25 protein-coding genes and 4 pseudogenes are annotated in these 25,955 nt (G+C 68.0%); 12 read left to right on the top strand and 17 right to left on the bottom strand.

What is annotated here, in order from left to right:
* Positions 1-66: 66 nt before the first annotated feature.
* A complete protein-coding gene (locus tag G6N20_RS05965; protein ID WP_083047920.1) occupies positions 67-564 on the bottom strand; it encodes an FxsA family protein in 498 nt (165 codons plus the stop codon).
* Between the two features lie 72 nt (positions 565-636).
* Between G6N20_RS05965 and G6N20_RS05960 the strand changes: the two genes are divergently transcribed.
* Positions 637-1,332 carry a dienelactone hydrolase family protein gene (locus G6N20_RS05960; RefSeq protein WP_163662842.1) on the top strand — a complete coding sequence of 232 codons (696 nt, stop codon included), beginning with the start codon at positions 637-639 and terminating at the stop codon, positions 1,330-1,332.
* Between the two features lie 90 nt (positions 1,333-1,422).
* Here the strand turns inward: G6N20_RS05960 and vapC are convergent, their stop codons facing one another.
* The 5 genes from vapC to G6N20_RS05935 all read right to left on the bottom strand — a co-directional run bounded on the left by vapC (position 1,423) and on the right by G6N20_RS05935 (position 4,740).
* Complete coding sequence (vapC, locus tag G6N20_RS05955; protein WP_083049904.1) at positions 1,423-1,821, bottom strand: type II toxin-antitoxin system VapC family toxin; 399 nt, start codon at positions 1,819-1,821, stop codon at positions 1,423-1,425.
* Positions 1,818-2,015: a type II toxin-antitoxin system VapB family antitoxin gene (locus tag G6N20_RS05950; RefSeq protein ID WP_083049906.1), complete on the bottom strand. Its 198-nt coding sequence runs from the start codon at positions 2,013-2,015 to the stop codon at positions 1,818-1,820. Before G6N20_RS05950 ends, vapC begins: the two co-directional genes overlap by 4 nt.
* A 60-nt stretch (positions 2,016-2,075) precedes the next feature.
* Positions 2,076-3,260: a class I SAM-dependent methyltransferase gene (locus tag G6N20_RS05945; protein ID WP_232065503.1), complete on the bottom strand. Its 1,185-nt coding sequence runs from the start codon at positions 3,258-3,260 to the stop codon at positions 2,076-2,078.
* A gap of 165 nt (positions 3,261-3,425) precedes the next feature.
* Positions 3,426-4,274 (bottom strand): class A beta-lactamase, encoded by an 849-nt coding sequence (gene bla, locus G6N20_RS05940; protein ID WP_083049968.1) that lies wholly within the window; start codon positions 4,272-4,274, stop codon positions 3,426-3,428.
* Positions 4,275-4,320: 46 nt separating this feature from the next.
* Positions 4,321-4,740: a F420-dependent biliverdin reductase gene (locus tag G6N20_RS05935; RefSeq protein WP_142272098.1), complete on the bottom strand. Its 420-nt coding sequence runs from the start codon at positions 4,738-4,740 to the stop codon at positions 4,321-4,323.
* A gap of 29 nt (positions 4,741-4,769) precedes the next feature.
* Here G6N20_RS05935 and G6N20_RS05930 point away from each other — a divergent pair, with 29 nt between their 5' ends.
* On the top strand, positions 4,770-5,519 hold the full coding sequence (locus G6N20_RS05930; RefSeq protein WP_083049911.1) for an SDR family NAD(P)-dependent oxidoreductase: 750 nt from the start codon (positions 4,770-4,772) through the stop codon (positions 5,517-5,519).
* A gap of 84 nt (positions 5,520-5,603) precedes the next feature.
* Here the strand turns inward: G6N20_RS05930 and sigC are convergent, their stop codons facing one another.
* Together sigC and G6N20_RS21050 are read right to left on the bottom strand one after the other, a co-directional pair.
* On the bottom strand, positions 5,604-6,158 hold the full coding sequence (sigC, locus tag G6N20_RS21055; RefSeq protein WP_232065502.1) for an RNA polymerase sigma factor SigC: 555 nt from the start codon (positions 6,156-6,158) through the stop codon (positions 5,604-5,606).
* 165 nt (positions 6,159-6,323) lie between these two features.
* Positions 6,324-6,959, bottom strand: a pseudogene (locus G6N20_RS21050) (DUF2275 domain-containing protein); the annotation flags it as partial.
* A 127-nt stretch (positions 6,960-7,086) separates the two neighbouring features.
* On the opposite strand from G6N20_RS21050, the gene G6N20_RS05920 reads away from it, so the two are divergent.
* Entirely contained in the window at positions 7,087-7,242 is a 156-nt protein-coding gene (locus tag G6N20_RS05920) for a hypothetical protein (RefSeq protein WP_158084773.1), read from the top strand.
* Between the two features lie 24 nt (positions 7,243-7,266).
* Here the strand turns inward: G6N20_RS05920 and G6N20_RS05915 are convergent, their stop codons facing one another.
* From G6N20_RS05915 to G6N20_RS21735, 4 genes are all read right to left on the bottom strand, one after another.
* Positions 7,267-8,745: a hypothetical protein gene (locus tag G6N20_RS05915; RefSeq protein WP_083049915.1), complete on the bottom strand. Its 1,479-nt coding sequence runs from the start codon at positions 8,743-8,745 to the stop codon at positions 7,267-7,269.
* Positions 8,746-9,070: 325 nt separating this feature from the next.
* The gene (locus G6N20_RS21740; RefSeq protein WP_269474193.1) at positions 9,071-9,247 is read right to left on the bottom strand and encodes an Imm61 family immunity protein; all 177 of its coding nucleotides are present in this window, start codon (positions 9,245-9,247) and stop codon (positions 9,071-9,073) included.
* Complete coding sequence (locus G6N20_RS05910; RefSeq protein ID WP_269474170.1) at positions 9,193-9,591, bottom strand: Imm61 family immunity protein; 399 nt, start codon at positions 9,589-9,591, stop codon at positions 9,193-9,195. The genes G6N20_RS21740 and G6N20_RS05910 overlap by 55 nt, the downstream gene beginning before the upstream one ends.
* On the bottom strand, positions 9,588-9,929 hold the full coding sequence (locus G6N20_RS21735) for a glycohydrolase toxin TNT-related protein (RefSeq protein ID WP_083049974.1): 342 nt from the start codon (positions 9,927-9,929) through the stop codon (positions 9,588-9,590). Before G6N20_RS21735 ends, G6N20_RS05910 begins: the two co-directional genes overlap by 4 nt.
* Positions 9,930-10,355: 426 nt before the next feature.
* On the opposite strand from G6N20_RS21735, the pseudogene G6N20_RS05900 reads away from it, so the two are divergent.
* The 8 genes and pseudogenes from G6N20_RS05900 to G6N20_RS05865 form a co-directional block, all read left to right on the top strand.
* Positions 10,356-10,535: pseudogene (locus G6N20_RS05900) on the top strand (DUF5631 domain-containing protein); the annotation flags it as partial.
* Between the two features lie 86 nt (positions 10,536-10,621).
* The gene (locus G6N20_RS05895) at positions 10,622-11,161 is read left to right on the top strand and encodes a hypothetical protein (RefSeq protein ID WP_083049917.1); all 540 of its coding nucleotides are present in this window, start codon (positions 10,622-10,624) and stop codon (positions 11,159-11,161) included.
* Positions 11,151-13,307, top strand: coding sequence for a DUF5631 domain-containing protein (locus tag G6N20_RS05890; RefSeq protein WP_083049919.1), 2,157 nt, complete (start codon positions 11,151-11,153; stop codon positions 13,305-13,307). The genes G6N20_RS05895 and G6N20_RS05890 overlap by 11 nt, the downstream gene beginning before the upstream one ends.
* Positions 13,304-14,266 carry a hypothetical protein gene (locus G6N20_RS05885; RefSeq protein ID WP_083049921.1) on the top strand — a complete coding sequence of 321 codons (963 nt, stop codon included), beginning with the start codon at positions 13,304-13,306 and terminating at the stop codon, positions 14,264-14,266. The genes G6N20_RS05890 and G6N20_RS05885 overlap by 4 nt, the downstream gene beginning before the upstream one ends.
* Positions 14,259-15,232 (top strand): annotated as a pseudogene (locus G6N20_RS05880) (hypothetical protein); the annotation flags it as partial. The gene G6N20_RS05885 and the pseudogene G6N20_RS05880, both read left to right, overlap by 8 nt.
* Before the next feature lie 71 nt (positions 15,233-15,303).
* Entirely contained in the window at positions 15,304-15,618 is a 315-nt protein-coding gene (locus G6N20_RS05875) for a DUF2563 family protein (protein WP_083049926.1), read from the top strand.
* Positions 15,600-17,567, top strand: coding sequence for a putative alpha/beta hydrolase (locus tag G6N20_RS05870; RefSeq protein ID WP_083049928.1), 1,968 nt, complete (start codon positions 15,600-15,602; stop codon positions 17,565-17,567). The genes G6N20_RS05875 and G6N20_RS05870 overlap by 19 nt, the downstream gene beginning before the upstream one ends.
* Entirely contained in the window at positions 17,548-18,105 is a 558-nt protein-coding gene (locus G6N20_RS05865; protein ID WP_083049930.1) for a hypothetical protein, read from the top strand. The genes G6N20_RS05870 and G6N20_RS05865 overlap by 20 nt, the downstream gene beginning before the upstream one ends.
* A 330-nt stretch (positions 18,106-18,435) precedes the next feature.
* Here G6N20_RS05865 and G6N20_RS05860 read toward each other — a convergent pair.
* Positions 18,436-18,774: pseudogene (locus tag G6N20_RS05860) on the bottom strand (IS982 family transposase); the annotation flags it as partial.
* A 324-nt stretch (positions 18,775-19,098) separates the two neighbouring features.
* The gene (locus tag G6N20_RS05855) at positions 19,099-20,223 is read right to left on the bottom strand and encodes a M24 family metallopeptidase (protein WP_083049935.1); all 1,125 of its coding nucleotides are present in this window, start codon (positions 20,221-20,223) and stop codon (positions 19,099-19,101) included.
* 272 nt (positions 20,224-20,495) lie between these two features.
* Here G6N20_RS05855 and G6N20_RS05850 point away from each other — a divergent pair, with 272 nt between their 5' ends.
* Complete coding sequence (locus G6N20_RS05850) at positions 20,496-21,455, top strand: 5'-3' exonuclease (protein WP_083049937.1); 960 nt, start codon at positions 20,496-20,498, stop codon at positions 21,453-21,455.
* A 3-nt stretch (positions 21,456-21,458) separates the two neighbouring features.
* On the opposite strand, the gene G6N20_RS05845 is transcribed toward G6N20_RS05850, so the two are convergent.
* Genes G6N20_RS05845 through tatC form a run of 3 tightly spaced genes read right to left on the bottom strand, consistent with a single transcriptional unit; the run spans position 21,459 to position 25,874 of the window.
* Entirely contained in the window at positions 21,459-22,226 is a 768-nt protein-coding gene (locus tag G6N20_RS05845) for a DUF4333 domain-containing protein (protein WP_083049939.1), read from the bottom strand.
* 51 nt (positions 22,227-22,277) lie between these two features.
* A complete protein-coding gene (locus tag G6N20_RS05840; protein ID WP_083049941.1) occupies positions 22,278-24,989 on the bottom strand; it encodes a DEAD/DEAH box helicase in 2,712 nt (903 codons plus the stop codon).
* Between the two features lie 24 nt (positions 24,990-25,013).
* Positions 25,014-25,874, bottom strand: coding sequence for a twin-arginine translocase subunit TatC (gene tatC / locus G6N20_RS05835; RefSeq protein ID WP_083049976.1), 861 nt, complete (start codon positions 25,872-25,874; stop codon positions 25,014-25,016).
* Between the last annotated feature and the right edge of the window lie 81 nt (positions 25,875-25,955).

Raw genomic sequence — 25,955 nt, 5'->3', positions numbered from 1 at the left:
CTGTGCACCCGGCCGTTCACCAGCAACGTGGTGGGCGTTTGCGTCACACGGCCAAGCTACGCGTGCCTACTGACGGCGCGCGGAGGCCTCATCGCCAATGGTCGCCGACGGCAGGCTGGGCGGCGCGACGTCGTGGACGTCGATGACCTCGCCGTCGATGTAGTCGCGGCCATCGCCGCCCACCGGTACGTCGGCGGCCGACGGCGCATGGCCCAGCAGACCGCGGGTCGCGGCGGCGGCCAGCCCGGTGCAAGCGACCGCCCGGACCGGCGGCACCAGAAGCAGCAGCCCCAACGCGGTGGTGGCCACACCCGGAACGAGGACCAGAACCGAGGCGACCGAGATCAGAAACCCGTCGCCCAACGCGCTGCGCGGCGCGCCGGATCGCAACCGCAGCAGCCGACGCGCCAGCTGCAACCCGCCCAGTGGGGCCAAGACCGTGACGCCCAGGAGAAAGGTGCCCAGCAGTACCAGCGCGGTCCAGCCGAACCCGATCGTCGCCGCCAGCCCGACCAACACCATGAGCTCGACGACGGCGTAGCCAAGCAGCAGCCGACCCATCATGTGACGCCAACGTCTGCCGGCCACGCCGGAGTTCCTCGGGTGGGAACGTCACGGCTGCAGTTAGATGTCGGTATGACGACGATCGAGATCGACACCCCGGCCGGACCGATTGATGCCCTGCTCGACATCCCGTCGGGTGAGGGCCCGTGGCCGGGAGTGGTGGTGGTCCACGACGCTGTCGGCTACCCGCCCGACAACGAATCGATTTCCCAGCGCATCGCCGCGGCGGGCTACCTGGCGCTCACGCCCAATATGTATGCCCGTGGTGGCCGCGCCCGGTGCATCACCCGAGTGTTTCGCGAGCTGCTGACGAAACGCGGTCGCGCACTCGACGACATTCTGGCCGCCCGCGACCACCTGCTGGGGATGCCCGAATGCTCGGGCCGGGTCGGCATCGCCGGCTTCTGCATGGGCGGTCAGTTCGCGCTCATCATGGCGCCCAAGGGTTTTGGTGCCGCCGCGCCGTTCTACGGCACGCCGCTGCCCCGCCACCTCAGCGAGACGCTGGAGGGGGCGTGCCCGATCGTGGCCAGCTTCGGCAGGCGCGACCCGCTGGGTGTCGGGGCCGCCGACCGACTGCGCGCGGTGACCGACGCCAAGCACATCACCGCCGATATCAAGGCCTACCCGGGCGCCGGGCACAGCTTCGCGAACAAGCTGCCCGGCCAGCCGCTGGTACGCATCGCCGGGTTCGGCTACAACCACGCCGCGACCGAAGATGCGTGGCGGCGAGTTTTCACGTTCTTCGGCGAACACCTGGGCGGTTAGCGTGCGGTCACCCGCCGAGCAGACGCAAAAGTGCCCAAAACCGGCCGGTTTTGGGCACTTTTGCGTCTGCTCGCGCGGGGCGGCGGGCCCTCAACCCGTCCAGATCCGAAGCGGCGTGCAGCTGGCGAGGCGATCGAAATCCTCGTCGGCGTGCAGCAGCGGGGCACCGGTACGCACGCAGGGAGCGGCGATCAAACAGTCCAACGTCTTACGGATGGTCACGCCGGCGCGTCGTGCCGCCCGGTACAGCCTGGCCGAGAGCACGAAATCATCAAGGTCCTGCAGCCGCAGGATCGGGAAGGCGCGCAAATGACGCTCGACCAGCGCCGCCTCCCGATCCGACCGCAGCCCCTGCAGCACCTCGGTCAGGATGACGTCGGTGAGCGCGACAGGTTCGCCCGATCGGATCAGCTCGACACAGCGTTGGGCCTGTGGGGCGGGGGTGCCATTCAGGACGTCAATCCATACGCTCGTGTCGACGACAATCACGACCGGCCACGACGACTCTCAGCCAGGTCTCCGTCCCAATGCACCTTCCCGCGCAGGTCAAGCACGCCGATCTGGCGATGCCGGGCGACCAGTTCACGCAGTGCCAGATTGACGGTATCGCGCTTCGTCCGCGTCCCAACCAGGCGCTGGGCCTCGCGCAAAACGTCGTCGTCGATGTCGATATTCGTCCGCATACACATTAATTTACACCATCTGATGTGTAAGGCCCGACGCGCACGATGAGCCGATCACGTTCACCCCGCGTCGATACCCCGGGTAGCGTTCAGCGCCATCGCGACAAAATCCAGGCGCCACAACGACTGAAACAGCATGCGGCCGAATTCCTCGAGCTCGGCCGTGCTGGCTGCGGGTGAGTCGCCACTCTGCCGTACGCGCTCGACGATCTCCCCGATGGTGCGCCGGCCGTCGACCTGCCGCAGAAACCGCAACTGATCCGGCTTGGGTGTCATACGCCAGCCCGGCCAATACATTTCGGTGCCGGAGACACCGCAACGCGTGCGCATCAGCGGAACATAGTCAAGGCAATCACGTGTCGAAAAGTCAATGGTGTACTGCTCTTTGGGCCGGTCTGGCCGGCACGCCATGAAGAGATGCGAGCCGTTCAGCGTCTCCAGTCGTTCCATCACCGCCCACATCGTGATCTCGGACAACGCGTTCACCGCCGCGTAGAACTCGTTGTCCGGCACGAAAAAGTCGTGCGGGTAGTACGGGGTCTTGTGAAACCATCCCTGGAACACCAGTCCGGCGGAGGTGACCAGATCGACGCACTCGGCCACGGTGTAGCTGCGCTGGCGGCCGTGCAAAAACGTATCGACCAGCGCGGCATCGGAGAGCAAATCCCGCGCCTTCTTCAGATAGCTACGCACCGGATGATACGGCGGCACCACCGAGATCGCCTTCTTCACCAGGGCGATCGACGCCGCGTCTTGCTGAAACCCCATGTCGCGGAAGGCCGATTCCAGCAGTTCGACCCCGACCCGCCCGTACTTGCCGTAAAGCATGGCGGCGATCACGCCGTCTCGCCGCAGGCATTGGGCGAGCGCGTTCATGCCGGCCTGCGGATCTGCCATGTGATGTAGGACGCCGGTGGAGACGATGAGGTCGAAGTCCAGGCCGAGCGTCGGCAGCTCTTCGATGGGCAGTAGCCGCAACTCCAGGTTGGCCAGTCCGTGCTTGTCTTTGAGGTATTGCTGGTGGTCCAGTGACGGCTGGCTGACATCGACCGCCACCACGTTGGCGGCACGGTTGGTGAAGGCAAAGATGGCGGCCTGGTTGGTGCCGCAACCGGCGATCAGAATGTCAAGGTCGGGCCGGTATTCCCGGTCGGGCCAGAGGATCCGGTGCGAATACGCCGGGTCGAACCATTCCCAGTTCGCCGATGTCCACGCCGCCAGATCCGCTATCGGGTGCGGGTACATCCACCGCTGGTACTGGCGGGAGACAACGTCGGCCCGAGGATCCTCGTTCACTTCAGCGCAAACTCCTTCGGTTACCGCCACCGCGGGAAACATCAAGCTTGCCACGGCGATGATCGCCCCAAACCCGCGGCAACGTCCGCGCGGCACCCATGGCCGCGCGAACGCTCAGCCGAGCGCCTCGGCGATGCGCGTTGCCGCTGCGGCGATCAGCGCTTCGCTGGGTTGTGCGTCGTAGCCGCCGGTCACCCGATCGGACATGATGGCCACCACCTGGGCGGCCCCGCCGGGGGACCAGACCACGGCGACGTCGTTGGCGCGTCCGTAGTCGCCTGTTCCGGTCTTGTCGATCACCTTCCAGTCGGCGGGAAATCCGGCGCGGATGCGCTTGGCGCCGGTGGTGCTGCGCGCCAGCCAATCGGTGAGCATGGCCCGCTTGTCGGGGGGTAACGCGTCACCGAGCGCAAGCTGTTGAAAGACAAGGGCGATCGCGCGGGGCGTGGTGGTGTCGCGGTGGTCTTCGGGCGGGTTGCGGTTGAGTTCCGGCTCTTCCTGGTCCAGCCGGCTGGCCTGGTCGCCCAGGCCGCGCAGGTAGCTGGTAAACGCCGCGGTGCCGCCGATATCGGCCAGCAGGAGGTTGGCGGCGGTGCCGTCGCTGTAGCGTATCGCCGCCTCGCACAGCTGCCCGACGGTCATCCCGGTGTCGACGTGCTGTTGGGTGATCGGTGAGGTCGACCGAATGTCGTTGCTGGCGTAGGTGATCACCTTGTCCAGATGGGTGAGCGGAAACTGGTGCAGCACCGCGGCCACCAGCGGGGCCTTGAACGTGGAGCAGAACGCGAATCGCTCATCGGCGCGATAGGCGATGGCGGCGGTTGCCCCGCTGGCGGGCACGTAGACCCCAAGCCGGGCTTGGTATTTCCGCTCGAGTTCGGCAAAGTGGCCCGTCAAATCCGGCATTGGCCGCACCGACGTCGCCGTGGGACGATCACGGCCCGCGCAGCCGATCAACGGCATGAGCAACACCAGCAGCAACTCGCGCCGGGCCAGACCGGTGCCGGGGCTACCCACCGCTGCGATCAAGCAAATCCGCCGACCCCAGCACCCGTTCCACCCGGACTTCGATGACGACGCGTCGCGGGTTGGGCCGTGGCGTGCGGTAGCGCTGCGCGTAGCGCAACTCGGCGTCGCGGACGGCGCCGATGTCGGTGTTCACCGCGGCGCGGCCCTCCAGCGACAACCACCGGGCACCGTCGACCTGGCTGAGCACGGCGATGCCGCCACGATCGGCGTTAACCGCCTTCTGGGAGCCACCGGTGGTGATCACCCGAGCGATATGGGTTTGGGGATCGAAGGTGAAGCCCACCGCCACCACATGCGGTGAATTGTCGGCCCGCAGCGTGGTCAGCATGGCCAGATGGCGTTCGGACAGAAACGCCAGCGCGTCGTCGCTGAGCCGGGTGGTGGTGTTCGCCATCGCCACCCACGCTAGCGCAGGTGATAATCGCAGCCGTGGACGACACGGGCGCGGGTCCGGTGGTAATTTTCGGCGGGCGCAGCCAGATCGGCATCGAACTCGCGCGGCGCCTGGCCCCGGGGGCGACGGTGGTGCTGGCCGCACGTGGCGCCAACCGGCTCGACGCCCAGGCGGCCGCCCTGCGCGAGGCGGGGGCGGCCAGGGTGGACACCAGGGAATTCGACGCCGATGACGTTGCCTCCCACGGTCGGCTGGTCGCCGCGATCGTCGCCGAGCACGGCCCCATCGGCATCGCGGTGCTGGCCTTCGGGATCCTCGGCGACCAGGCCCGCGCCGAGCGCGACGCCGCGCATGCGGTGGCCATCGTGCACACCGACTACGTCGCGCAGGTCAGCCTGCTCACCCAGCTGGCCGCCGCGATGCGCACGGCCGGACGGGGAACCCTGGTGGTGTTCTCCTCGGTGGCCGGGGTGCGGGTGCGTCGCGCCAACTACGTCTACGGGTCGGCCAAGGCCGGGCTGGACGGCTTCGCCAACGGGTTGGCCGACGCGCTGCACGGCACCGGGGTGCGGGTGCTGATCGTGCGGCCCGGGTTCGTCATCGGGCGGATGACGCAGGGCATGACGCCGGCACCACTGTCCAGCACCCCCGAGCGGGTCGCCGCCGCCACCACGCGTGCGCTGGCTAAGGGCAAGCGCGCCGTCTGGGTCCCGGGGGCGCTGCGGCCGGTGTTTTTCGTGCTGAGGCTGCTGCCGGCGTTCGTCTGGCGCAGGATGCCGCGATGATCCGCACAACGCGTGCCGTACCTGGTGCCGGCCCGCCAGCCGCGGGATCCAGCTGCCGCGTCGTCACCGGCTGGTGCTGTCCCGCTAACCGGTCAGGTCGTCGCGGTCGGTGTCGGCGAGCAGCGCGTCGCGGGCGCGGGCCACCCGGGATCGGATGGTGCCCACCGGGCAGCCGCACACCGCGGCGGCGTCGGCGTAGGACAGGCCGAGCAGCTGCGTGAGCAGTAGGGCTTCGCGCTGATCGCTGGTGAGCTGGGCGATCATCGCGGTGACCTCGACGAGGTCTTCGAATCCACGGGAGTGGCGATCGCCGTCGAGCAGGTGTTCGGTGTCGGCCCCGTGGGCGGTACGGGGCCGCGATTGGAGCTGGCGGATGTGGTCGGCGACCACCCGGCGCGCGATGGCCAGCAGCCAGGTCCGGGCGCTGGAGCGCCCGGCGAACCGGTGAATGGCGCCGATCGCCCGCAGGAACGTCTCTTGTGTGAGATCGTCGGCGCTGCCCGCGTCGGACAGATAGGTGACAAAACGCCACACGTCTTGCTGGGTGGCCTTGATAAACGCCTCGAGCGCTTGCGCGTTCCCGTCTGCGGCCGCCAGGGCGAGCGCGGTCACGGCCTCGTCGTCGCTGGACGCGGTCATGGGCATCCACCTTAAACGGGACGGCTCGCGCTGCATACTACGGGTTGTCGTAGCGCGGTTGATCGGCCAGAAATGCCCCCGGTGTCGACCGCGCGTCGCGGCCGGGGATTGGGCAGCGGCGTCGGTTTCGGCGTCGGCCGGCCGCGACCCGGGCGCCCCGCTGCGATCTCGCGCGACCAGCAATGCGAACACCACGCCGACCAGCACGGGCACATGGCTGGCGATGCGCGCGCCGGTGACCTCACCCCGCCACGCGTCAAATGCCACGTAGGCCATGAGCGCCGCGGCATATGCACCGGCGATCGCGGCCACGCCGACCGCCGCGCGAGGCCATATGCCGGCGGCGATCATGGCCACTCCCAGCGCCAGCAGCCAAGCGGTGGATTCGTGCAGCAAATGCGCGCCGGTCATCATCGCGCCATGTCCGTGGTGAGGCATGATGCCGAAGTCGATTCCGCTGATTTGGGCCGCCGCTATCGCCACCTGGAACACGCCGATGCCGATCAAACCCCATCGGGCATGGCCATAGTTGAGCCGAGGCAACCAGCGCCGGTAGGCCGGCACGCGGGCGACGCCGGCGGTTGCCATGATCCTGTCGGCCAGGTCGGGTGCCGGAACCGTGTCCACGGTCGCGAACCGACGGGTCTGCGCGGCCGCACCGATCAGCCAGGTGCGGCAGCGGCGGCACGATTGCAGGTGGGCGTCGACCTGCTGCGCCAGCACTTCTGGACGCTCGCCGTCCAGCCGCGCAGACAACGCTTCACGCGCAACCTCACACCGCACCCCAGCATCGTCGCGCATGGCTGCGCCGTCCGCAAAGAAAGGAGCGGCTGAAACTCTTCATGTCCGGCGACCGAAGGGCAGCCCTATTGATAATGACAATCGTGTTCAGTACGCTCGGCCCGTCACCGACGAAAGGAACACATTGATGGACAGGAAGACCAAGAAGGTTGCGCTCACGGCTCGGGTGCTGGCTGCGGTGGCGGCCGCGACGTTTGCGGCGTCGACACTGTCGGCGTGCGATGCCCTGTACGCCCAGCTGCACGGGATCATCCCGCAGGACCACAGCGGCCACGACCACTGAGTTCGAGAAGAGTCCTGCGCCAGCTCATGACGGCACCACGAAGTTCACCCAGGCGCCACCGGCGGCCCCGGCCACGGAGTGCAGACCCGCGTTCTGGTCCCCCGTTCGAGGCAGGGCGAAGTCCGCGCCGATGGCGGCGCAGGCTGATGCAGCCCCAGCGAACGCCACCAAAGCCGTCACGGGCCAGGTGCCTGTCGCGTCCCGGCAGGCCGCGGGGTGCGCGTCCCCGCACGGCGCGGCGACCCAGCGACCATCGGCTCCCTGCAGGGTGCAGGTTCCGGCACCCGCTCGGGGTTCGTCCGGTGCCCAGCTCCACAGCGACGCCTGGATCCGCCCGTCCTCTGGCAGCAGCTGGTCGAGGCCGAGCAGATTGACACCGCAGTCCGTCATCGCCTGCACCTTCGGCGGTGTGAGCGCCTCGGGGTTGGCGGGTGGCCGGGTCGGGTCGGCCAGGGCCGAGACCAGGGTCGAGTCCTCGTAGTAGCGGACCAGGCGTGCGGCGTAGACGGCGCCGCCATAGGTGGCATCGCACGCCGGGTACGGCTGGTAGCGGGAGGTCGAGCCGCCCTGCACTTCTCGGCCGGCCCAGTCGAAGACGTCGGCCGACCAGCTCGGCACACAGGAGCTGACGCGCACCACCCGTGCGCCGGATGCCCGGACGTCGTCGCGCGACGCGTCGAGCGGGAACTTTACGCAGCCGTTGGCGGCGCGCTGGCCCGGGTCGGGGTGGTAGATGAGGCTCGTTCCGTTCGGACGCCGCAACACATGGTCGAGGGTGGCGACCGCCGACGCGTAGGCCGCGGCGTTCTCCAGCTGGTCCTCGATGAGCAGCAGGATGACCTCGTCGGTGTGCCCGGGTGTGTTCAGCCAGTTCGCAATCTGCGGCAGCACGTTGGCGAACGAGGGTTCGACGGTGCAGCCCAGGTTCGCGTTCTTCGGTCCCAGCCCATGACACACGGTGACGGCAGGGGCCCCGTGGAGCTCTAGCCGTGGGACATAGTGCAGGTCCAGCTCGATGCTGCGGACGTCGATGTCCAGCTGCTGGGTCAACGAGAGCTGCTGGTTTGAGTCGGCGTGCGAGATGGTGAACGAGTCGCTGAGGCTGTTAAACGAGTTATGGGTGCCCAGCCACTGAGCGTCGCGCATAGGCAACGGGTCTTGCAGCGCGTACTGGAACCGCGCCGTTCGGTGCACCCATGACTGCAGGTAGGCGTCCCGCGCCGCTTGGGTCACCCGGTGGGCGAGCGGAAGCCCGCACCGCGTACCGGGTATCCCGACGCGGCGGCACTCCGCGGCGACCGCGTCGGCGAACTTGCCGAGCGCGACACACGGGATGGCGATCGGACTGATGGCGTCGCATGGCGCCGTGGGCGGGGGTCGAGTGCCCACCTCCCCGGCATCGGCGACCACCGGTGCGGCCGTCGTCAACACCACCACGACAGCGCTGACGACGACCGCGCTCTGCACGCTCTGCACGCTCTGCAGCCATCGGGCGCGGGGCATGGGCCACTTTGGCACAGTTCCACGTTGCTGCCGAGAGATGTTGTCGAAGTGATGCAATGCTTTGACCGGTGCGGTGACGGCCGGCCGTGGGGCTGACCGACTCGCGAGGTCGACGGCTGGTGACCGTCATTGGAGGGCCGGGCGGTTCGACGAGAGCGATGGCCCGCGGGCCGAGTCGCGGCATGGCCAGCGCTACCGCAACCCGCGGGCCAATCCGAGCCGGATGGTCATCAACGACCCAGTGGGCGGGTGCCGGGATTCTCGGTTCCGCTTGACCAGGGCGAGTGGTTCTCGCGATCGGTTGGCTTGGTTCGATGTTCCACTGTCATGTTGGTGGCGTGAACAATGGCCCACCGTCGGGATCAAGGAACGAATCCTTTGTGACATCGATGGTAACGTCGATATAGTGCGACAATTCGACTAACCTATCAGCTGCAGCAATTGCCATCACCGTTCCAGTAGCATCCAGAAGAGCATCTCGTTCACGACCAGCAAAAACAATCGTGGCGATACTATAGCCCTCTTGTAATTCGTTGGCAAAAAAAATGGCTTTCGTACGCGTTGGAGGCCATAGATACTTCGAACCGACCCGCCAAACCGCCCGTAGAGGTATCTTTCAAGAATTGCCATCGATACTGTGCCGAAGTGAAAATTCTCGGCATCCATCCGCTGAGACGATGTGATAACATAATAGCCGTCGACGACACTGATAAAGTAGCAGATTTCGCCGCCCTTATTCCAAATAACGGTCCGGCCATCGTCGGTTTTCGATCCTTGGATAATGTCCAAACCGGCGAGCTGGATCCAGTCCTGTAACTCACTTGAAAGATCCACGCTGATGGTCACGGTAGCAACACTCCTGGACCAAGTAGCTCCTCCACACTTCTCGCCTCACCCTGGGCGTCCAAGATCCGCACCTGGAGCGATCCGCCCGGTTGACCAAGCCCGGGTGCGACCTCCGATACTTCGATGCTCCACCCCTCTGGGAGCCGACCCAGGGTATAAGTTCGATAGGGATCGCCGAGCGAATTGACGTGAAGGGCGTGCTCTTCCCATGATGAAGCGTGTCCGTTTTTCATGACAGCTGAGTACGCCCCTTCATCGTCACCGACCCGGTCGAGTAGCGAGCCGTATTCCTGCACAAACTGTCGGGCATCGCTATAAGCGATTCGCGTTCCTGGCATCGCGCCAGACTCGGTCTTGGGTAGCTGCCGGCCGAGGTTTTCCAGCTCTGCGGTCAGGGCCTCGGCTTGTCCGGCTGATATCACCTAACGCACGACCAGCGCCCGCGAGCTCCCCAACCTGGCCGGCGACTCTGCCGCCGCGCCCAACCGCGCCCGCGGCCTCCGCGCGTTCGACAGCCGCCCCGGCGCCACGCGCGCCCGCTGTCACACCCTTGGTGCCGGAGCCGCCGCCCCACCGCCCACAAAGAGTGTTGCGATGTCGAAAAGGTTCCCGCCGGCCCCTAATCGCGGCCGATCCCGACGCCAATCGTCAAGGTGCAACAGCCCCTTAACCATCTGCATATCGGCTTCCGCGGCGTCTTGCGGGTTGACAAAGTGATTGATCAGGCCGGTTCTGGTCATGTCCTGCCAGGTGGCCGCCGCCCCGGGCCCACCCTGGCCGAAGCGGTGCGCCGCCGCGACGGACTGCCCCGCATCGCCCACGCCGTGGCGGTGGCCGCCACCCGCAACTACGGCGTGCCCGACAACGAAGCCGACCTACTCCACCACAAAGCCACCCAGATCCGGCAATCGGTGCTGGCCACCTACCCCAACCACGACGTCGCTGGGCTGGCCACCGCCGGGGTCGCCACCGAACGCGGCTGACGTGCAGTGGAGTGCGCAGACACGGCCGCTGCAATAGCCTTACTCGGGTGACAAGCACCCCCCCACCCACCACAGGACAGTGGACACCGACCCATCCCCCTGCGCCGCCGCGTTCACGCAACAAGCTGGCGGTGGCCTTGGCCGCTGTCGCCGCCTTGCTGGGCACCGCAGCTTTGGTCGTGGCACTGATCGCGTTGACGCGCCCGACGACCAACAGTCCAATTACTGCCCCGGGAACAACGAGTCCGCCGACATACACCGCCGCAGAAACCGCCGCCGCACACCAGAAACTGTGCGAGGTCTACAAGCTAGCGGCGCGTTCAGTCCAGATAGATACCCACAGCGGCAACCAGGCGCTTGCGGGAGTTTCAACAGTGAACGGGGCACTGATGCTGGAGCAGGCAGTGAATGCGGCCCCGGCGCTCGCAGCCGCCGATCGAGCTGCAGCGCTGACGCTGGCTGAGGCGTTCACCAATGCCAATGCAATGGGTAGCTTTGGAACCCGTGACGACCCGGCTTGGCAGGCAGTGGTCGATGATGTCAACGCCAAGGATGCGCGGATGAAAGCCGTGTGCGATGGCGGCTGACCTGCCACCCGGTAGGTGGTCGGCGCTCTTGGTCGGTGCGTGGTGGCCCGCCCGACCCGACGCACCGATGGCAGGCGTTACCTATTGGCGCCAGGCGGGGGAACTCAAGCGCAATGAGGCAAGCGACCTGCAAAACGAACGATCACAGTTGTCGCGCAATCGGGGCCGCACCGCGGACGACTTATTGGAGCGGTATTGGCGCGGCGAGCAGCGGCTGGCCACCATCGCCCACCAGTGCGAGGTGAAAAGCGACCAAAGCGATCGTGTCGCGGACGCGGTGAACTATTTGCGCGATCGACTGACCGAGATCGCACAGTCCGGCAATCAGCAGATCGATCAGATCCTTGCCGGCAAAGGACCGATCGAAGCCAAAGTTGCCGCAGCAAACCTGGTCATCGAGCAGTCGAACGCCATGGCCGACAGTGCAGGAGCGACAGCGATGTCGAACATCATCGACGCGACACAGCGAGTGCTCGATGAGACCATCGGTGGTGGCGCCCGCAGCTGGCTACGTGATCACGGCGTGAACCTCGACAGTCCCCCGCGACCCCGCCCGATCACCGCAGAGGACTTAGATTCCCGGTCGGCAGGGCCACCACCAGAAGCGTCAGCGTTTGGCGGCGATCGGAGTCCTCCGCCTGCACCACCGGCGGCTGACGACGTGCCAGAGATCTCACCGGCAGCATTAACGTACGGCTCAGATCGGAGGCCTCCGCCTGCACCATCGCCGGTTGACGGCGTGCCGGAGATCTCACCGGCAGGATTAGCGTACGGTTCTGATCGGAGGCTGGTGCCGTGGCCATCGCCTTCGCCCGTTTCGCCACCCCTGCCCCCCGGCGCTCCCTCGGTTAGCGTTGGTGGCCCGTCGCTGCCGGCCGGTATGCCCTCAGCGGCGGCGCCGACCGCGCCGATATCCCCGCAGTCGTTGAGTCAGTCGTTTGCTACCGGGATGATGGCGGGCGCACCGGCGGCCGCCGGTGGGGAGTCGTTGTCGGCGGGGGCGGTGCACGCGGCCTCCGAGCCGTTGGCTCCTGCGGTGTCGCCCGCTGCGGCTCCCGTCGTGCCCGCGCCGACGGTCGCAGCCGGTGTGGCCGGTGTGGCGCACATCCCCGACAGCGCCGCGGCTCCCGGCCCGGCGCCGGTGGCGCCACCCACAGCCGACAGCGCCAGCGGCATGACCACGGTCGCGCCAGTAATGACCGGCGGCCCGGCAGGATCGCCGGCCCCGGTGGCCGCCGCCCCCGCGGGGCCGCTGCCCGCCTACGGCTCGGACCTGCGTCCACCGGTCGTGGCGCCCCCGGCCGCACCGCCAGCTCCGGCCGGTCCCGTATCGGGTGCCGCGGTAGCGCCATCGTCGCCTGCGGCGGGCGCTTCGGTGATGTCGCCGGTGGACAGGTCCGCCACGCAGGCCACACCCCCCAGTCCCCCCGCCAGCGGGGCATCGCCAACGGCCAGCGCCGCCGCACCGGCCACCGCCGGAGCCGCGGCCGGTGACACCTCCCGCCGAGCCGCCGAACAACAACGCCTGCGCCGCATCCTCGACGCGGTGGCCCGCCAAGAACCCCGGCTATCGTGGGCCGCCGGGCTGCGCGACGACGGACGCACCACACTGCTGGTCACCGACCTGGCCGGTGGCTGGATCCCCCCGCACGTTCGGCTGCCCACCCATGTGACCCTGCTCGAACCGACAACAAGGCGCCGCGACGCCAACGTCATCGACCTGCTGGGCGCGGTCACCCTAGCGGCGTCCCACCACCCCCACGGCTACCTCGGCGAACCCGACCCCGACACACCGGCGCTGACCGCAGACCGCCGAGCCCGCATCGCGCCCAAAATCGCCGAACTCGGGCCCACCCTGGCCGAAGCAGTGCGCCGCCGCGACGGACTGCCCCGCATCGCCCACGCCGTGGCGGTGGCCGCCACCCGCAACTACGGCGTGCCCGACAACGAAGCCGACCTACTCCACCACAAAGCCACCCAGATCCGGCAATCGGTGCTGACCACCTACCCCAACCACGACGTCACCGCGGTTGCCGATTGGATGCTGCTGGCAGCCATTAACGCCCTGATCGCAGGCGACCAGTCGGGGGCGAACTATCACCTCGCCTGGGCAATCGCCGCCATGTCGACGAGGAGATCCACATGACAATCCAGGTGTTTCCCGAAGACTATGGGGCCGCGGCCGGCAGGCCGGGTCCTGTACCCCTGGCCCCGGGACCCGTTCATCCCGGTGGAACATCGCCTGTCGAGGTCCTGATGTCGCTGTTTGGCTTGTCCACGAACGCCGATCTGGGAGACACGAACGCCGACATCGAGGGCGACGACGCCGATCGTCGAGCGCATGCGGCCGATGCCGCCCGCAAGTTTCCGGCCAACGAGGCCGATGCGGCGCAGCAGATGCAGGGGGTAGGCGCGCAGGGGATGGCGCAGATGATCCCGCAGATGGCATCAGGTATCGGCGGTGCGCTCAGCGGTGCGGCCGGCGGCCTGATGGGACCGCTGACACAGCTTCCGCAGCAGGCGATGCAGGCGGGCCAGGGTGCTATGCAGCCGCTGATGGGTGCGCTGCAACAAGCCCGTGGCGCTGACGGCCTGGAGGCCGCGGACGCGGCGCAGCTTGCGGACAGTGTCGAGCCCGAACCCGGTCTTGGCGGCGGCGCGGCCGGCGGCGCGGGAGGCGGCGGCATCGGCTCCGGCGGCGCAGGCGGCACCGCCCCGACCGGCTATCTGGGTCCGCCACCTGTGCCGATGTCGTCGCCGCCGACGACTCCTGCCGGGGCACCGGCGAGGTCGGCGTCGGTGCCACCGACCGGCGGCGCGCCGCCTGCGTCGGCACCGGCGGGCATGGCCGGTGTGCCGATGGTGCCGCCGGGCGCGATGGGCGCCGGCGGCGAAGGGAGCAAAGACAAGCCGGTCGAGAAGCGCGTGACCGCGCCTGCCGTTCCCAATGGCCAGCCGGTCAAGGGCCGGCTGACGGTGCCCCCGAGCACGCCGGTCACGAAACCAGGGGAGGGCAAACCCGTGGTCCGCAGGCGCATCCTGCTGCCCGAGCACAAGGGCTTCGGACGCATCGCCCCCGACGAGAAGACCGACCGGGGTGAGTGACGATTCGTCGTCGGCGTTCGATCTGATTTGCGCCGAGGTCGAACGCCAGTTGCGCGGCGGCGAGGCGCTCATGGATGCCCCGGCGGCATCCGAGTTACTACGCACCGTGCGGTATCAGCTCGACGCCCAGCCGCGGCCACGCGTCATCGCGCATGGCCCGCTGTATCAGGCCGTCACAGCGGCCCGCGCGCAGGTGTACGGGCGCCTGATGCAGCTGCGGCACACGCGCTGCGAGGTGCTCGATGAGCGATGGCAGCTACGGCCTACGGGTCAGCGCGATGTGCGCGCACTGCTGATCGATGTGCTGAACGTGTTGTTGGCGGCCAGCACCGCCGCAAGCGTGGAACGGGCGTACGCGTGTGCGGAACGGCAGGCGATGGCCGCCGCGGTTGTCGCCGAGATTTGCGGCGACGCGGCGGGGGTCGAGATGCAGCGCCACGCCGTAGACCGAGCCGCCTCCGATGCGATCGACGCGCTGGCGCGCGGCACAGGGGCTACCACGTATGCAGACTGCGTCCCGCCGGTCGATGTGATCCGCGCCGACGTTACCCGCCGCGTGCGTGGGGAGGTGTCGACCGATGTTGTCGCGGCGGGCCACCTGGTGATGGCTGCGCGACACTTGCTGGACCCCATGCCGGCAAGCGAACTCAGTTACGGTCCGCTGCTCGGCGGAGTGCACGCGGCCCGCAAATTGGTCCACGGACGCTTGGTTCAGCTCTGGCGGGCGCGCCGGGCGCTTACCAACGGTGACTGTGACCTGCGCGACGTTCGCACGCTGCTGGTCGATCTGGACAGCATTTTGCTGGAGACGCGTACCGCCGCAGCCATTGAGCAGGCGTACACGCGAACGGAAGGTCGGGCAATGGCCGCGGCGGTCGTCGCCGAGATTCGCTGCGACGCAATGGGTCTCGACGCCCAGCGCGACGTGGTACAGCGCGCCGCCGCCGATGCGCTGCACGCGTTGCAGGCGCTGAGAAAGCTGAATTGATCGGCAGATCAGAGGTAGTAGTCTGACACCAATTCCGAAGGGAGTAGCGGTGTTTGTCGATACCGGTTTGCTGCACTCGGGGGGCGAGGAGTCTCACCGTGCGGGTGAACATGCTCAAGATGGGGTTGATCGGCTGTCGCGGGGGCCATTGCTCTCGGGGATGTTCGGTGAATTTCGCGCGGCCCAGACGTTTCACGACGCGGTCGGTGTGGCCCACGCGCAGCAGGTGAAAGGCTTGCGGGCTCACCGGGAGGCACTGACCGCACTCGGCGGTAAGGCGCACTATGCTGCGGCGGGATTCACCGACATGGATGACCGCAACGCCGCGAACCTGCGGGCGGTGCGATGCGGCTCCGCTACATAAGCGTCCCGGCGCTGATCGCCGAGGCCGGCGGAGATCCCTGGGCGATCAATCACAGCCTGCAAGCCGGTCGCCCCGCCCAGATCGCCGATCTGGCGGAGGCCTTCCGCGCCGCGGGCCGATGCACCGCCGAAGCCAACGCAGCATTCGACCAAGCCCGTCGCCGCTTCGAAGCGGCCTGGAATCGCGAGAACGGCGAGCACCCGATCAACGACTCCGCCGAAGTCCAGCGAGTGACCACGTCACTGGGCGCGCAGTCCCTACAGTTGCCCAAGATCGGAGTCGACCTGGAAAACATCGCGGCGGCCCTGGCCGAGGCGCAACGAAGCGCGGCCGGGCAGATCGCGACCCTAGAGGGTCAGCTGCAGCAGGTCGACGACCGACTCGGCGAAGCGCTGGAATGGGAGGAAGACATCCACCTGACCGCGGTCAACAGATCGGCGCTGGATGCGCTGATCTCCGACCTTGAACAGCACGCCATTGACGACACCGCGTCAGCGCTAGGCCAACTCGAGTCAATACGCACCGGCTACTCGGGTTATTTGCAGAAAGCGCTGGCCACTTTGCGCACCGACGGCTATGACCCGGCAGGTATCCAGGGACTGGACGCGCCCCAATCGCCGGCCAAACCCGCTGAGCCGATACAGATTCCGCCAGCGGGCACCAGTGCGGAGGATGTGCACCGGTGGTGGACGTCGCTGACACCCGAGGAACGGCAACGTCTGGTCGCCGAGCGCCCGGAGCAGATCGGCAATCTCAACGGAGTTCCGGTCAGCGCGCGCAGCGATGCCAATCTCGCGGTCATGACACAAGATCTGAATCGGGTACGCGGCATCGCCAGCCGCTACGGCGTGCCGATGGACGACGTCGTGGGCGATCCGACGAGATACGGCCTGTCGACGAGCGATATCACCCGCTACCGCAACGCCGATCAGACGAAGCAGGGCCTCGACCAGGACGCCGGGGACCCCCTTCGTCCGCACCCCGTATACCTGTTCGCCTACGATCCAATGGCATTCGGCGGTAAGGGACGCGCCGCGATCGCCATCGGCAACCCCGACACCGCGAAAAGCACCGCGGTGATTGTGCCCGGCACCAGCAGCAGCGTGAAAGGCGGCTGGCTGCATGACAATCACAACGACGCGCTGAACCTCTTTGGCCAGGCCAACGCCGCCGACCCGAAAAACCCCACTGCGGTGATCGCGTGGATGGGGTATGACGCCCCGAACGACTTCACCGACCCGCGGATTTCCACGCCGATGCTGGCCCGAATCGGCGCTCACGCACTGGCGCAGGACGTCAACGGTTTGTGGGAAACGCACCTCGGCGGCGGCCAGCATGTCACCGTGCTGGGCCACTCGTACGGCTCGACGACCGTGGCCGACGCTTTCGCCTTGGGCGGGATGCACGCCAATGACGCTGTGCTACTGGGTTGCCCGGGAACCGACCTGGCCCGCAGCGCCGCGAGCTTTCACCTTGACGGCGGCCGGGTGTATGTGGGTGCGGCTTCCACGGATCCGATCAGCATGCTCGGGCAATCGGATGGCCTCAGCAGGTATGTGAACCGGGACAACATCGGCGGTCAGCTGCTCGGTCTAACCGCCGGTCTCGGTACCGACCCCGCTGGCGACGGATTTGGATCGGTGCGGTTTCGCGCCGAGGTGCCCAACTCCGACGGCATCAACCCCCACGACCATTCGCATTACTACCATCCCCGGAGCGAGGCCTTGCACAGCATGGCCGACATCGCCTCTGGCCACGGCGACGCGCTGGCATCCGACGGCATGCTGGCCCAACCACGCCATCAGCCGAGCGTCGCGATCGGCCTTCCAGGCCTGGGTTCGCTGGACGTCGACATACCGGGCACCCCGGCCAGCGTAGACCCGGAATGGAGCCGGCCCCCGGGATCTATTACCGACGATCATGTTTTCGATGCCCAACACCACCACTGATCGACGGCTTCTGCTGGCGCGGCAAGCACTGCGCGCCGCGGCCGCGGTCGTCGTCCTGTTGCTAGGAGGATGTGCGCTGGTGATGCACAAACCACATTCGGCGGGTTCCTCGAATCCATGGGATGATTCCGCCCATCCGCTCACCGACGATCAGACCATGGCCCAAGTCGTCGAGCCAGCCAAACAGATCGTCGCCGCCGCCGACTTACAGGCCGTCAGCGGGGGATTCTCGTTCGCTTCGTGCAACGACCAAGGCGATCCGCCCTATCAGGGCACCGTCAGGATGAGCTTCCTCTTGCGTGGCGACCCGGACGCGTACTTTCAACACGTCCGGGCGGCGATGATCGCTCACGGCTGGAACGACGGCGCCCCGCCGGGACAACACTTCCACGGTACAACCCTGCACAAAGACGGCGTGACCGCGAATATGAGCTTCTTCCCGTCCGACCACAGTTACGGAGAAGTCATCCTGTATGGCGAATGCCGCAATACGACCGACCACCACGGCGATGGTCGCTGGATTGACATCACCAACTGACTAGATGAGTGATTCCCACGCTAAGTGGTCCCGCTCGTAAGTTCGTTGGGGGTCGGAACCAGGGTGGCCCCGTGTGTCGCGGCTTGTGGCGAGCCGGTGGGCAAGGTGGACGTTCCCTGTTGTCTGACCCGCCTCATTGTTTCGGTGCGGCAGGCGTATGCGATGTGCCCGCCGTCGAGCGACAACCGTGGCTGTCGCTTGAAGGCGGGCACGTTGTATGCCGGCGGTACCGGGTACACGTGGGGCAGATGAGGAAGGTGTGTCGCCTGGAGCGGCCTGTCAGAACGCCGAGACGCCCGAGGACCTTATGGGCAAGACCACTTAGCGGAGTCAGTGGTCGTCGGCGATCAGCGATCGTTTCGCGTCTGCGTTGATGGTCCAGTTGCGCCAGATGCCAGCGGCGAGCGCCAGTAAAGGCGCCGCGATGCGGCGGTGGACACCGGTGGCGGTGCGGCCACCGTGACGCTTGAGTCCGAGCTGGTCTTTGCGGGTGTCGTAGACGGCTTGGATCCATTGACCCATGCCGGCGAGGTTGGCACAGCGGCGCTTCTTTTCGTCCTTGCGGTCGGGGCGCACCAGCAGCGGGTTCAGTTCTTCGGCGCAGTAGCGCTGCAACTCGGCGCCGGACGGGCCCTTGTCGGCCAACACGACCATGCCCTCGCGCAGGACACGTTGGGAGCAAGCGCCGCGCAGGACCTGCGCCACGGCCAACCACACCGGTTCGGCGTCGGTGAGCCGCTTCGGTCGGCCGGCACGGCGTCGCTTGGGTTCGACCGAGTGGTCGTCGACCAGCACGTCGAGTTCGGTGAGGAGGGGCATCGAGGTTCGTCGTCACCAGCGTCCATCCATGCCCTCCAGCCACATCCGCCACAAGCCCACACGCCAAGTGGACTCCTACCGTCGGTCCAACAATCGGCAACCGACCCCAAGAGCCCGTCCGGTGCGCCACAGTTGGGAATCACTCATCTCGTCGCCCCATGACAGGCGCTCACCTCAGGCGCGCACCACGAAAAGCTCACGCGGCCGGTTGTTGACCGACACCGCGCCGTCCTCGGTCACGATCACGACGTCCTCGATGCGCGCCCCCCACCGGCCCGGGAAATAGATGCCCGGCTCGATGGAAAACGCCATGCCCGCGGCCAGCGGCAGATGGTTGCCGGCGACGATGTAGGGCTCTTCGTGCACACACAGCCCGATACCGTGTCCGGTGCGGTGCACGAAATAGTCGGCCAGCCCGGCCTGGTCCAGCACGTCACGCGCGGCGGCGTCCACCTGCTCGGCCGTCACACCCGGGCGAACCGCGTCAAAGGCGGCCCGCTGTGCCCGCTGCAGTATCGAATACTGTTGGGCCACATCAGAATCAGGCTCGCCGATGCTGTAGGTGCGGGTACAGTCGGAGTGGTATCCGGGCCCGTAGGTCCCGCCGATGTCGACGACGACGATGTCACCCTCCCGCAACGCACGGTCCGAGCACCTGTGATGCGGATCGGCGCCATGCGGGCCGGAGCCGACGATGACGAATGCCACCTCTGAATGGCCTTCGGCGACAATCGCTTCGGCGATGTCGGCCGCGACGTCGGCTTCGGTGCGGCCCGGCGCCAGAAGCTCCGGCACTCGGGCATGCACCCGGTCGATCGCCGCACCCGCCTTGCGTAGCGCATCAATCTCGGCTTCCTCCTTGACCATCCGCAATTCACGCAACACGTTGGTCGCCAATACCGGCAGCACGCCCAGCATGATGGTCAGCGGCAGCAGGTGCAGCGCGGGTATCGAATCGGTGACGGCGGTCGCGGTGGGTGAGCCGCCCAAAGCCTCGGTGACCAACCGGTACGGATTGTCGCCGTCGACCCAATCCCGAACGCGCAGCCCCAATTCCGCGACAGCGGACTCCTGAAGCGAGGCCAGCTCCAGCCGGGGCACCACGACCGTCGGCTCCCCCGAGGCCGGCAGCACCAGCGCGGTGAGTCGCTCGAACGTGTCCGCGCGCGATCCGATCAGGTAGCGCAGGTCGTAGCCCGGGGTGATGACCAGACCACCCAGGCCGGCCTTGACGGTCGCCGCTCTTGTGGCGGCGAGTCGACGGGCGTACACCCGTGCGTCGAAGCGGCGAGCATCCATTACCGGTCAGGCTAGTGCTCAATTGCCCGGCTCCTCCTCACCCGCTTCGCGGCCGCATCGTCGCCAGGCTAGGCCCGCGCCGGCCTGGCAGGATAATCCGCGTGCCCGCCCCACGAGGTTCGACGAGTGGCGACCCGCTGCACCCGGCTCCGCCGCGTTTGCGATCGCCACGAGGTTCAACGAGTGGCGACCCGCTGCACCCGGCTCCGCCGCGTTTGCGATCGCCACGAGGTTCAACGAGTGGCGACCCGCTGCACCCGGCTCCGCCGCGTTTGCGATCGCCACTGGTGCTCCTTGACGGGGCCAGCATGTGGTTCCGCTCGTTCTTCGGGGTGCCGTCGTCGATCACCGCACCGGACGGTCGCCCGGTCAACGCCGTTCGCGGATTCATCGACTCTCTGGCCGTGGTGATCACCCAACAACGGCCCACCCGGCTGGCGGTGTGTTTGGACCTGGATTGGCGCCCGCAGTTCCGGGTGAACCTCATCTCGTCGTATAAGGCACACCGGGTGGCCGAAGCCGAACCCGCCGACCAGCCCGACATCGAGCAGGTGCCCGACGAGCTGACCCCGCAGGTCGAGATGATCGTGCAGCTGCTGGACGCGTTCGGGATCCCGACGGCGGGGGCCCCGGGTTTCGAGGCCGACGACGTGCTGGGCACGCTGGCAGCAAGGGAACGCGCCGACCCGGTGGTCGTGGTCAGCGGGGACCGCGACCTGCTGCAGGTGGTCGCCGACGATCCGGTCCCGGTGCGGGTGTTCTACCTGGGCCGCGGGCTTTCCAAAGCCAGGCTGTTCGGGCCCGCCGAGGTGGCCGAACGCTTCGGCGTGCCGGTGGAGCGGGCCGGCCCGGCCTACGCCGAACTCGCGCTGTTGCGCGGCGATCCGTCCGACGGTCTGCCCGGCGTGCCGGGCATCGGCGAGAAGACCGCCGCCGCCCTGCTGGCGCACCACGGCTCGCTGGAGCAGATCATGGCTGCCGCCGGCGACCCGAAATCGGCGATGGCCAAGGGATTGCGGACCAAACTGCTTGCCGGGTCGGCCTATATCAAGGCCGCGGACCGGGTGGTACGAGTCGCCACCGACGCGCCGGTCACGCTGTCCACGCCCACCGACAACCTGCCGCTCGTCGCCGCCGACCCCGCGCGCACCGCCGAACTGGCGGGGCACTATGGCGTCACGTCGTCGATCACCCGGCTCCACCGGGCGCTGGACACGCTGCCCACGAAGTAACGGCTACTGCGGCCGTCCGACCTCGTAGGTGCCCTTGTCGTCCTGGAAGGTCACCGTCACGTGCTTGGCGGCGCCGTCGATGCTGACGGTGCACTCGAAGGTGGCGCCCTTCTTGACGGTGGGGTCGGTGCCGTTGTTGCACTTGACGTCCTTGACGTTCTTCGCGCCGTACCCGGTGGTCTCGTCGGTCAGGATCTGCTGCACGCCGGCGTTGGCCTTGTTGACATCCAGCTTGGTGGTGACAAAGAACCCGGGCTCCCAAAAACCGAGCACCCCGATGACGGCGGCGAAAAGCAGCGCGATGGCGCCCACCACGCCGCCGATCAGCGCCATCGAACGCCTGGAAGCCTTGGCCGACTGGTCATAGGGGCCGTATTGCCCGGGGTACTGGCCCGGCTGACCGTACTGGCCGGGCTGACCTGGCTGGCCGTACTGGCCGGGCTGACCTGGCTGGCCGTACTGGACGGGCTGACCGTACTGCCCCGGCTGCGGGTACTGCCCGAACTGACCGGGCGTGCCGATCTGGGTGGCCTGCGTGCTGAAGTCGGACTGCCCATAGCCGGGCGCGGACGGCGGGTACTGCTGCGGATACGCCGGCTCGGCCGGCTGTTGGTAGGGCGGATACCCGGCGGGCGGGTACGCCGGGGCCTGCCAGCTCGCATCCTGGGGCGGCTGCTGCCACGGCGACCCCATCATCGTCGGGTCCGAGGAATGATCGGCGCCCTGGCCGGGCGGTTGCCACGGCTCCCTCGGTCCCTGCGGTCCGCTCATGATTTCTCCTCAGTCCGTTGCTGTCCTGTGTAACCGTAGCTGCGGCCCAGCCTACCCGGCGTCAACTGCGACGACGCCGCGCCGAACGTCATTGATGGCGCGCTTGGCGGTGGCCCGCAGCTCGGGGTCCGGGGCGGCGTTGCGGACCTGGTCCAACAGGTCGAGCACCTGCCGGCACCAGCGGACGAAATCGCCCGCCGACAGTGAGCCACCGCCATTGGCGTCGGCAACGGCCAGCGCGGCGGCCAGGTCACCGGTCCGTGCCCAGCGGTAGATGACGCCGACAAAGCCCTCGTCGGGCTCGCGACTCGGCCCGATCCGGTGTGTGCGCTCGTCGGCGCGCAACGCCGCGCACAGCCGCGCGGTCTGATGCAGCGCCTGCCGCAATCGCGGCGTGGGCGCCTCGGCGGTGACCGGGGCACCCGGGCCGTCCCCGCCGCGCGACTCGTAGAGCACCGCCGAGACCACCGCGGCCAGCTCGGCCGGTTTCAAACCCGCCCACGCGCCGGTGCGCAGGCATTCGGCCACCAGCAGGTCGCTCTCGCTGTAAATCCGCGCCAGCAACCGGCCGTCGTCGGTGACCCTCGGATCACCGGCCGGGCCCGCGATGAACTCCCGCTCGGTGAGCAGCCCGACGATCCGGTCGAACGTCACGGCCAGCGAGTTGGTGGCCGCGGCCACCTTCTTCTGCAGCTGCGCGTTGTCCCGCTCGATGCGCAGATACCGCTCCGCCTGGCGGATTTGGGCCTCCAGTCCTGGGGCGTTGTGCACGGGGTGACGCCGCAACCGCGCCCGCAACACCGCCAGCTGCGGGTCGGCAAACGCGCCGTCGGTGTCGTCGCGGGTGCGACCGGCGGCGGGAATCGCCAGCCGCGCGGCGGCCGAGCGCAGCGCCGAGGCCAGATCGCGGCGGACCCGCGGCTGACGGTGTTCCACCCGCTTGGGCAGCGCCATCGACCCGACCGGCGGCAGAGCGCCGGAATAGTCGGCCGACGAGATCCGCCCCGCCCATCGGTGTTCGGTCAGCACCAGCGGCCGCGGATCGGCGCTGTCGCGGGCGGCTTCCAATACCACCGCCAGCCCGCCGCGACGGCCGTGGGTGATGGTGATGATGTCGCCGCGGCGCAGCGCGGCCAGCGCATCGCTGGCCGCCTGCCGTCGATGCAGCCGAGACGCGCGGGCCCGGGAGCGTTCCAGGTCGGACACCTTGGCGCGCAGCCGGGCGTAGTCGAGGATCGGCGCATCCGGCCCGCCCAACTCGGCGGCGATCTCGTCGAGCATCCTGGTGCCGCGTTCGATTCCGCGGACCAGTCCGACCACGGATCGGTCGGCCTGGTACTGGGCAAACGACTGCTCCAGCAGCCGGTGCGCCTGTTCCGGGCCCATCCGGTGCACCAGGTTGATCGTCATGTTGTACGACGGGGCAAACGAGCTGCGCAGCGGGAAGGTGCGGGTGGAGGCCAGGCCGGCCACCTCGGACGGCTCGCTGCTGCCGTCGGCGGGGTGCCAGATCACCACCGCGTGACCCTCGACGTCGATGCCGCGCCGGCCGGCGCGTCCGGTCAGCTGGGTGTACTCCCCCGCCGTCAGCGGCAGGTGCTGCTCACCGTTGAACTTCACCAGCCGCTCCAGCACCACCGTGCGGGCCGGCATGTTGATGCCCAGCGCCAGGGTTTCGGTGGCGAACACCGCCTTGACCAGGCCGGCGGCGAACAGCTCCTCGACGGTGTGCCGGAATGCCGGCAGCATCCCGGCGTGGTGGGCGGCCAGGCCACGCAACAGCCCTTCTCTCCACTCGTAGTAGCCCAGCACCGCCAGGTCGGAGTCGGCGAGGTCGCCGCAGCGGTGGTCGATCACCTCCGCGATCTGCGCGCGCTCCTCCTCGCTGGTCAGCCGCAGCGGCGACCGCAGGCACTGGTTGACCGCGGCATCACAACCGGCCCGGGAGAAGACAAATGTGATCGCCGGCAACAGCCCTTGGGCATCCAAGGCCGCGATCACCTCTGGCCGCCCTGGTGGCCGGTAGAACCTGGGACGTCCGGAACCGCGACGGCGCGGCTGCCAATCCGCCATCCGGTCGGCCTCGCGGCGGTGCGCGATGTGGCGCAGCAGTTCCGGGTTGACGTGCGACTCGTCGAACAGGTCGAAAAGGCGCTTGCCCACCAAGATGTGTTGCCACAGCGGCACCGGCCGGTGTTCGTCGACCACCACCGTCGTGTCGCCCCGCACGGTCTGGATCCAACCGCCGAACTCCTCGGCGTTGCTCACCGTCGCCGACAGGCTGACCACCCGCACCTCGTCGGGCAGATGCAGGATGACCTCCTCCCACACCGGACCGCGCATCCGGTCGGCCAGGAAATGCACCTCATCCATCACCACATAGGAAAGTCCTTGCAGCGCAGGAGAATCGGCGTAGAGCATGTTGCGCAGCACCTCGGTGGTCATGACCACCACCGGCGCGTTGGCGTTGACCGACAGGTCACCGGTCAGCAGACCGATCCGGTCGCGCCCGTAGCGGGTCGTCAGGTCGGTATGCTTCTGGTTGCTCAGCGCCTTCAGCGGCGTGGTGTAGAAGCACTTGCCGCCGGACGCCAACGCCAGGTGCACGGCGAACTCGCCGACCACCGTCTTGCCGGCCCCGGTGGGCGCGCACACCAGCACCCCATGACCGCGCTCCAGCGCGGCGCACGCCCGCCGCTGAAAGTCGTCGAGCGCGAAGGGCAGTTCGGCGGTGAACCGAGCCAGCTCGGGCAGGTCGGTCACGCCGCCGCCCGGCGACGCTGACGGCTACGTGACGTCGTCATCGGATCCGCCGACGACCGACGGTGCCGGGATCGGCGAGGGCGGGTCGATGACCGACGCTTGGTCATCGGGGATCGCGGCGGCTTCGCGCTTGGCTTTCCGCTTGTCGTGCACCCGGGCGACCTGGATGGCGCACTCCAGCAGCACGGTCAGCGCCAGGCCCAGCGCCGTCATCGAGAACGGGTCGGAGCCGGGTGTGAACACCGCCGCGAACACGAACATCGCGAAGATCAGGCCGCGCCGCCAGGACTTGAGCCGCTGATAGGGCAGCACGCCCACCATGTTGAGCATCACGATCAGCAGCGGAAATTCGAAGCTCACCCCGAAGACCACCAACAGGTTCAGCAGGAACCCGAAGTACCGGTCGCCGGACAGCGCCGTCACCTGCACGTCGCTTCCGACGGTCAGCAGGAAGCCCAGCGCCTTGGACAGCACCAGGTAGGCCAGCACCGCGCCGGCAACGAACAGCACCGCCGCGGGGATCACGAACGCCGCCGCGAAGCGGCGCTCCTTCTTGTACAGACCGGGCGCGATGAACGCCCACAACTGGTAGAACCACACCGGGCAGGCCAGCACGATCCCGGCGGCCATGCCCACCTTGAGCCGCAGCATGAACTGGTCGAACGGCGCGGTGGCCAGCAACCGGCACTGGCCGTCGGCGCTGATATCGGCGCGCGCCGACGGCGGCAGCGCACAGTAGGGGTGGCGCAGCCATTCGCCGAGACTTTCCAGCCCGAAGATCGGATGCGAATACCACACGAAGCCGAAAATCGTGGTGATCAGGATCGCCGCCAGCGAGATCAGCAGCCGGACGCGCAGCTCGGTCAGGTGGTCGACGAGCGACATGGTGGCGTCGGGGTTGACGCGGCTGCGCCTCAGCCGCGGGTTGAGCCGTCTGAGCAGACCGAAGGCGCGTGCCGAGGCCCG

This window comes from Mycobacterium shinjukuense (assembly GCF_010730055.1).
Lineage (GTDB): Bacteria > Actinomycetota > Actinomycetes > Mycobacteriales > Mycobacteriaceae > Mycobacterium > Mycobacterium shinjukuense.
Note: the sequence above shows the minus strand (reverse complement) of the source record. Positions and strands in the feature narration are given on the sequence as shown.

What these genes read in the sequence shown, in the direction of transcription:
- G6N20_RS05965 (WP_083047920.1), bottom strand. Translation starts at nt 564, where the DNA reads ATGATGGGTCGGCTGCTGCTTGGCTACGCCGTCGTCGAGCTCATGGTG.
- G6N20_RS05960 (WP_163662842.1), top strand. Translation starts at nt 637, where the DNA reads ATGACGACGATCGAGATCGACACCCCGGCCGGACCGATTGATGCCCTG.
- G6N20_RS05950 (WP_083049906.1), bottom strand. Translation starts at nt 2,015, where the DNA reads ATGCGGACGAATATCGACATCGACGACGACGTTTTGCGCGAGGCCCAG.
- G6N20_RS05945 (WP_232065503.1), bottom strand. Translation starts at nt 3,260, where the DNA reads ATGTACCCGCACCCGATAGCGGATCTGGCGGCGTGGACATCGGCGAAC.
- bla (WP_083049968.1), bottom strand. Translation starts at nt 4,274, where the DNA reads ATGCCGTTGATCGGCTGCGCGGGCCGTGATCGTCCCACGGCGACGTCG.
- sigC (WP_232065502.1), bottom strand. Translation starts at nt 6,158, where the DNA reads ATGACCGCGTCCAGCGACGACGAGGCCGTGACCGCGCTCGCCCTGGCG.
- G6N20_RS05920 (WP_158084773.1), top strand. Translation starts at nt 7,087, where the DNA reads ATGGACAGGAAGACCAAGAAGGTTGCGCTCACGGCTCGGGTGCTGGCT.
- G6N20_RS05915 (WP_083049915.1), bottom strand. Translation starts at nt 8,745, where the DNA reads ATGCCCCGCGCCCGATGGCTGCAGAGCGTGCAGAGCGTGCAGAGCGCG.
- G6N20_RS21735 (WP_083049974.1), bottom strand. Translation starts at nt 9,929, where the DNA reads ATGCCAGGAACGCGAATCGCTTATAGCGATGCCCGACAGTTTGTGCAG.
- G6N20_RS05890 (WP_083049919.1), top strand. Translation starts at nt 11,151, where the DNA reads ATGGCGGCTGACCTGCCACCCGGTAGGTGGTCGGCGCTCTTGGTCGGT.
- G6N20_RS05885 (WP_083049921.1), top strand. Translation starts at nt 13,304, where the DNA reads ATGACAATCCAGGTGTTTCCCGAAGACTATGGGGCCGCGGCCGGCAGG.
- G6N20_RS05870 (WP_083049928.1), top strand. Translation starts at nt 15,600, where the DNA reads ATGCGGCTCCGCTACATAAGCGTCCCGGCGCTGATCGCCGAGGCCGGC.
- G6N20_RS05865 (WP_083049930.1), top strand. Translation starts at nt 17,548, where the DNA reads ATGCCCAACACCACCACTGATCGACGGCTTCTGCTGGCGCGGCAAGCA.
- G6N20_RS05855 (WP_083049935.1), bottom strand. Translation starts at nt 20,223, where the DNA reads ATGGATGCTCGCCGCTTCGACGCACGGGTGTACGCCCGTCGACTCGCC.
- G6N20_RS05845 (WP_083049939.1), bottom strand. Translation starts at nt 22,226, where the DNA reads ATGAGCGGACCGCAGGGACCGAGGGAGCCGTGGCAACCGCCCGGCCAG.
- tatC (WP_083049976.1), bottom strand. Translation starts at nt 25,874, where the DNA reads ATGTCGCTCGTCGACCACCTGACCGAGCTGCGCGTCCGGCTGCTGATC.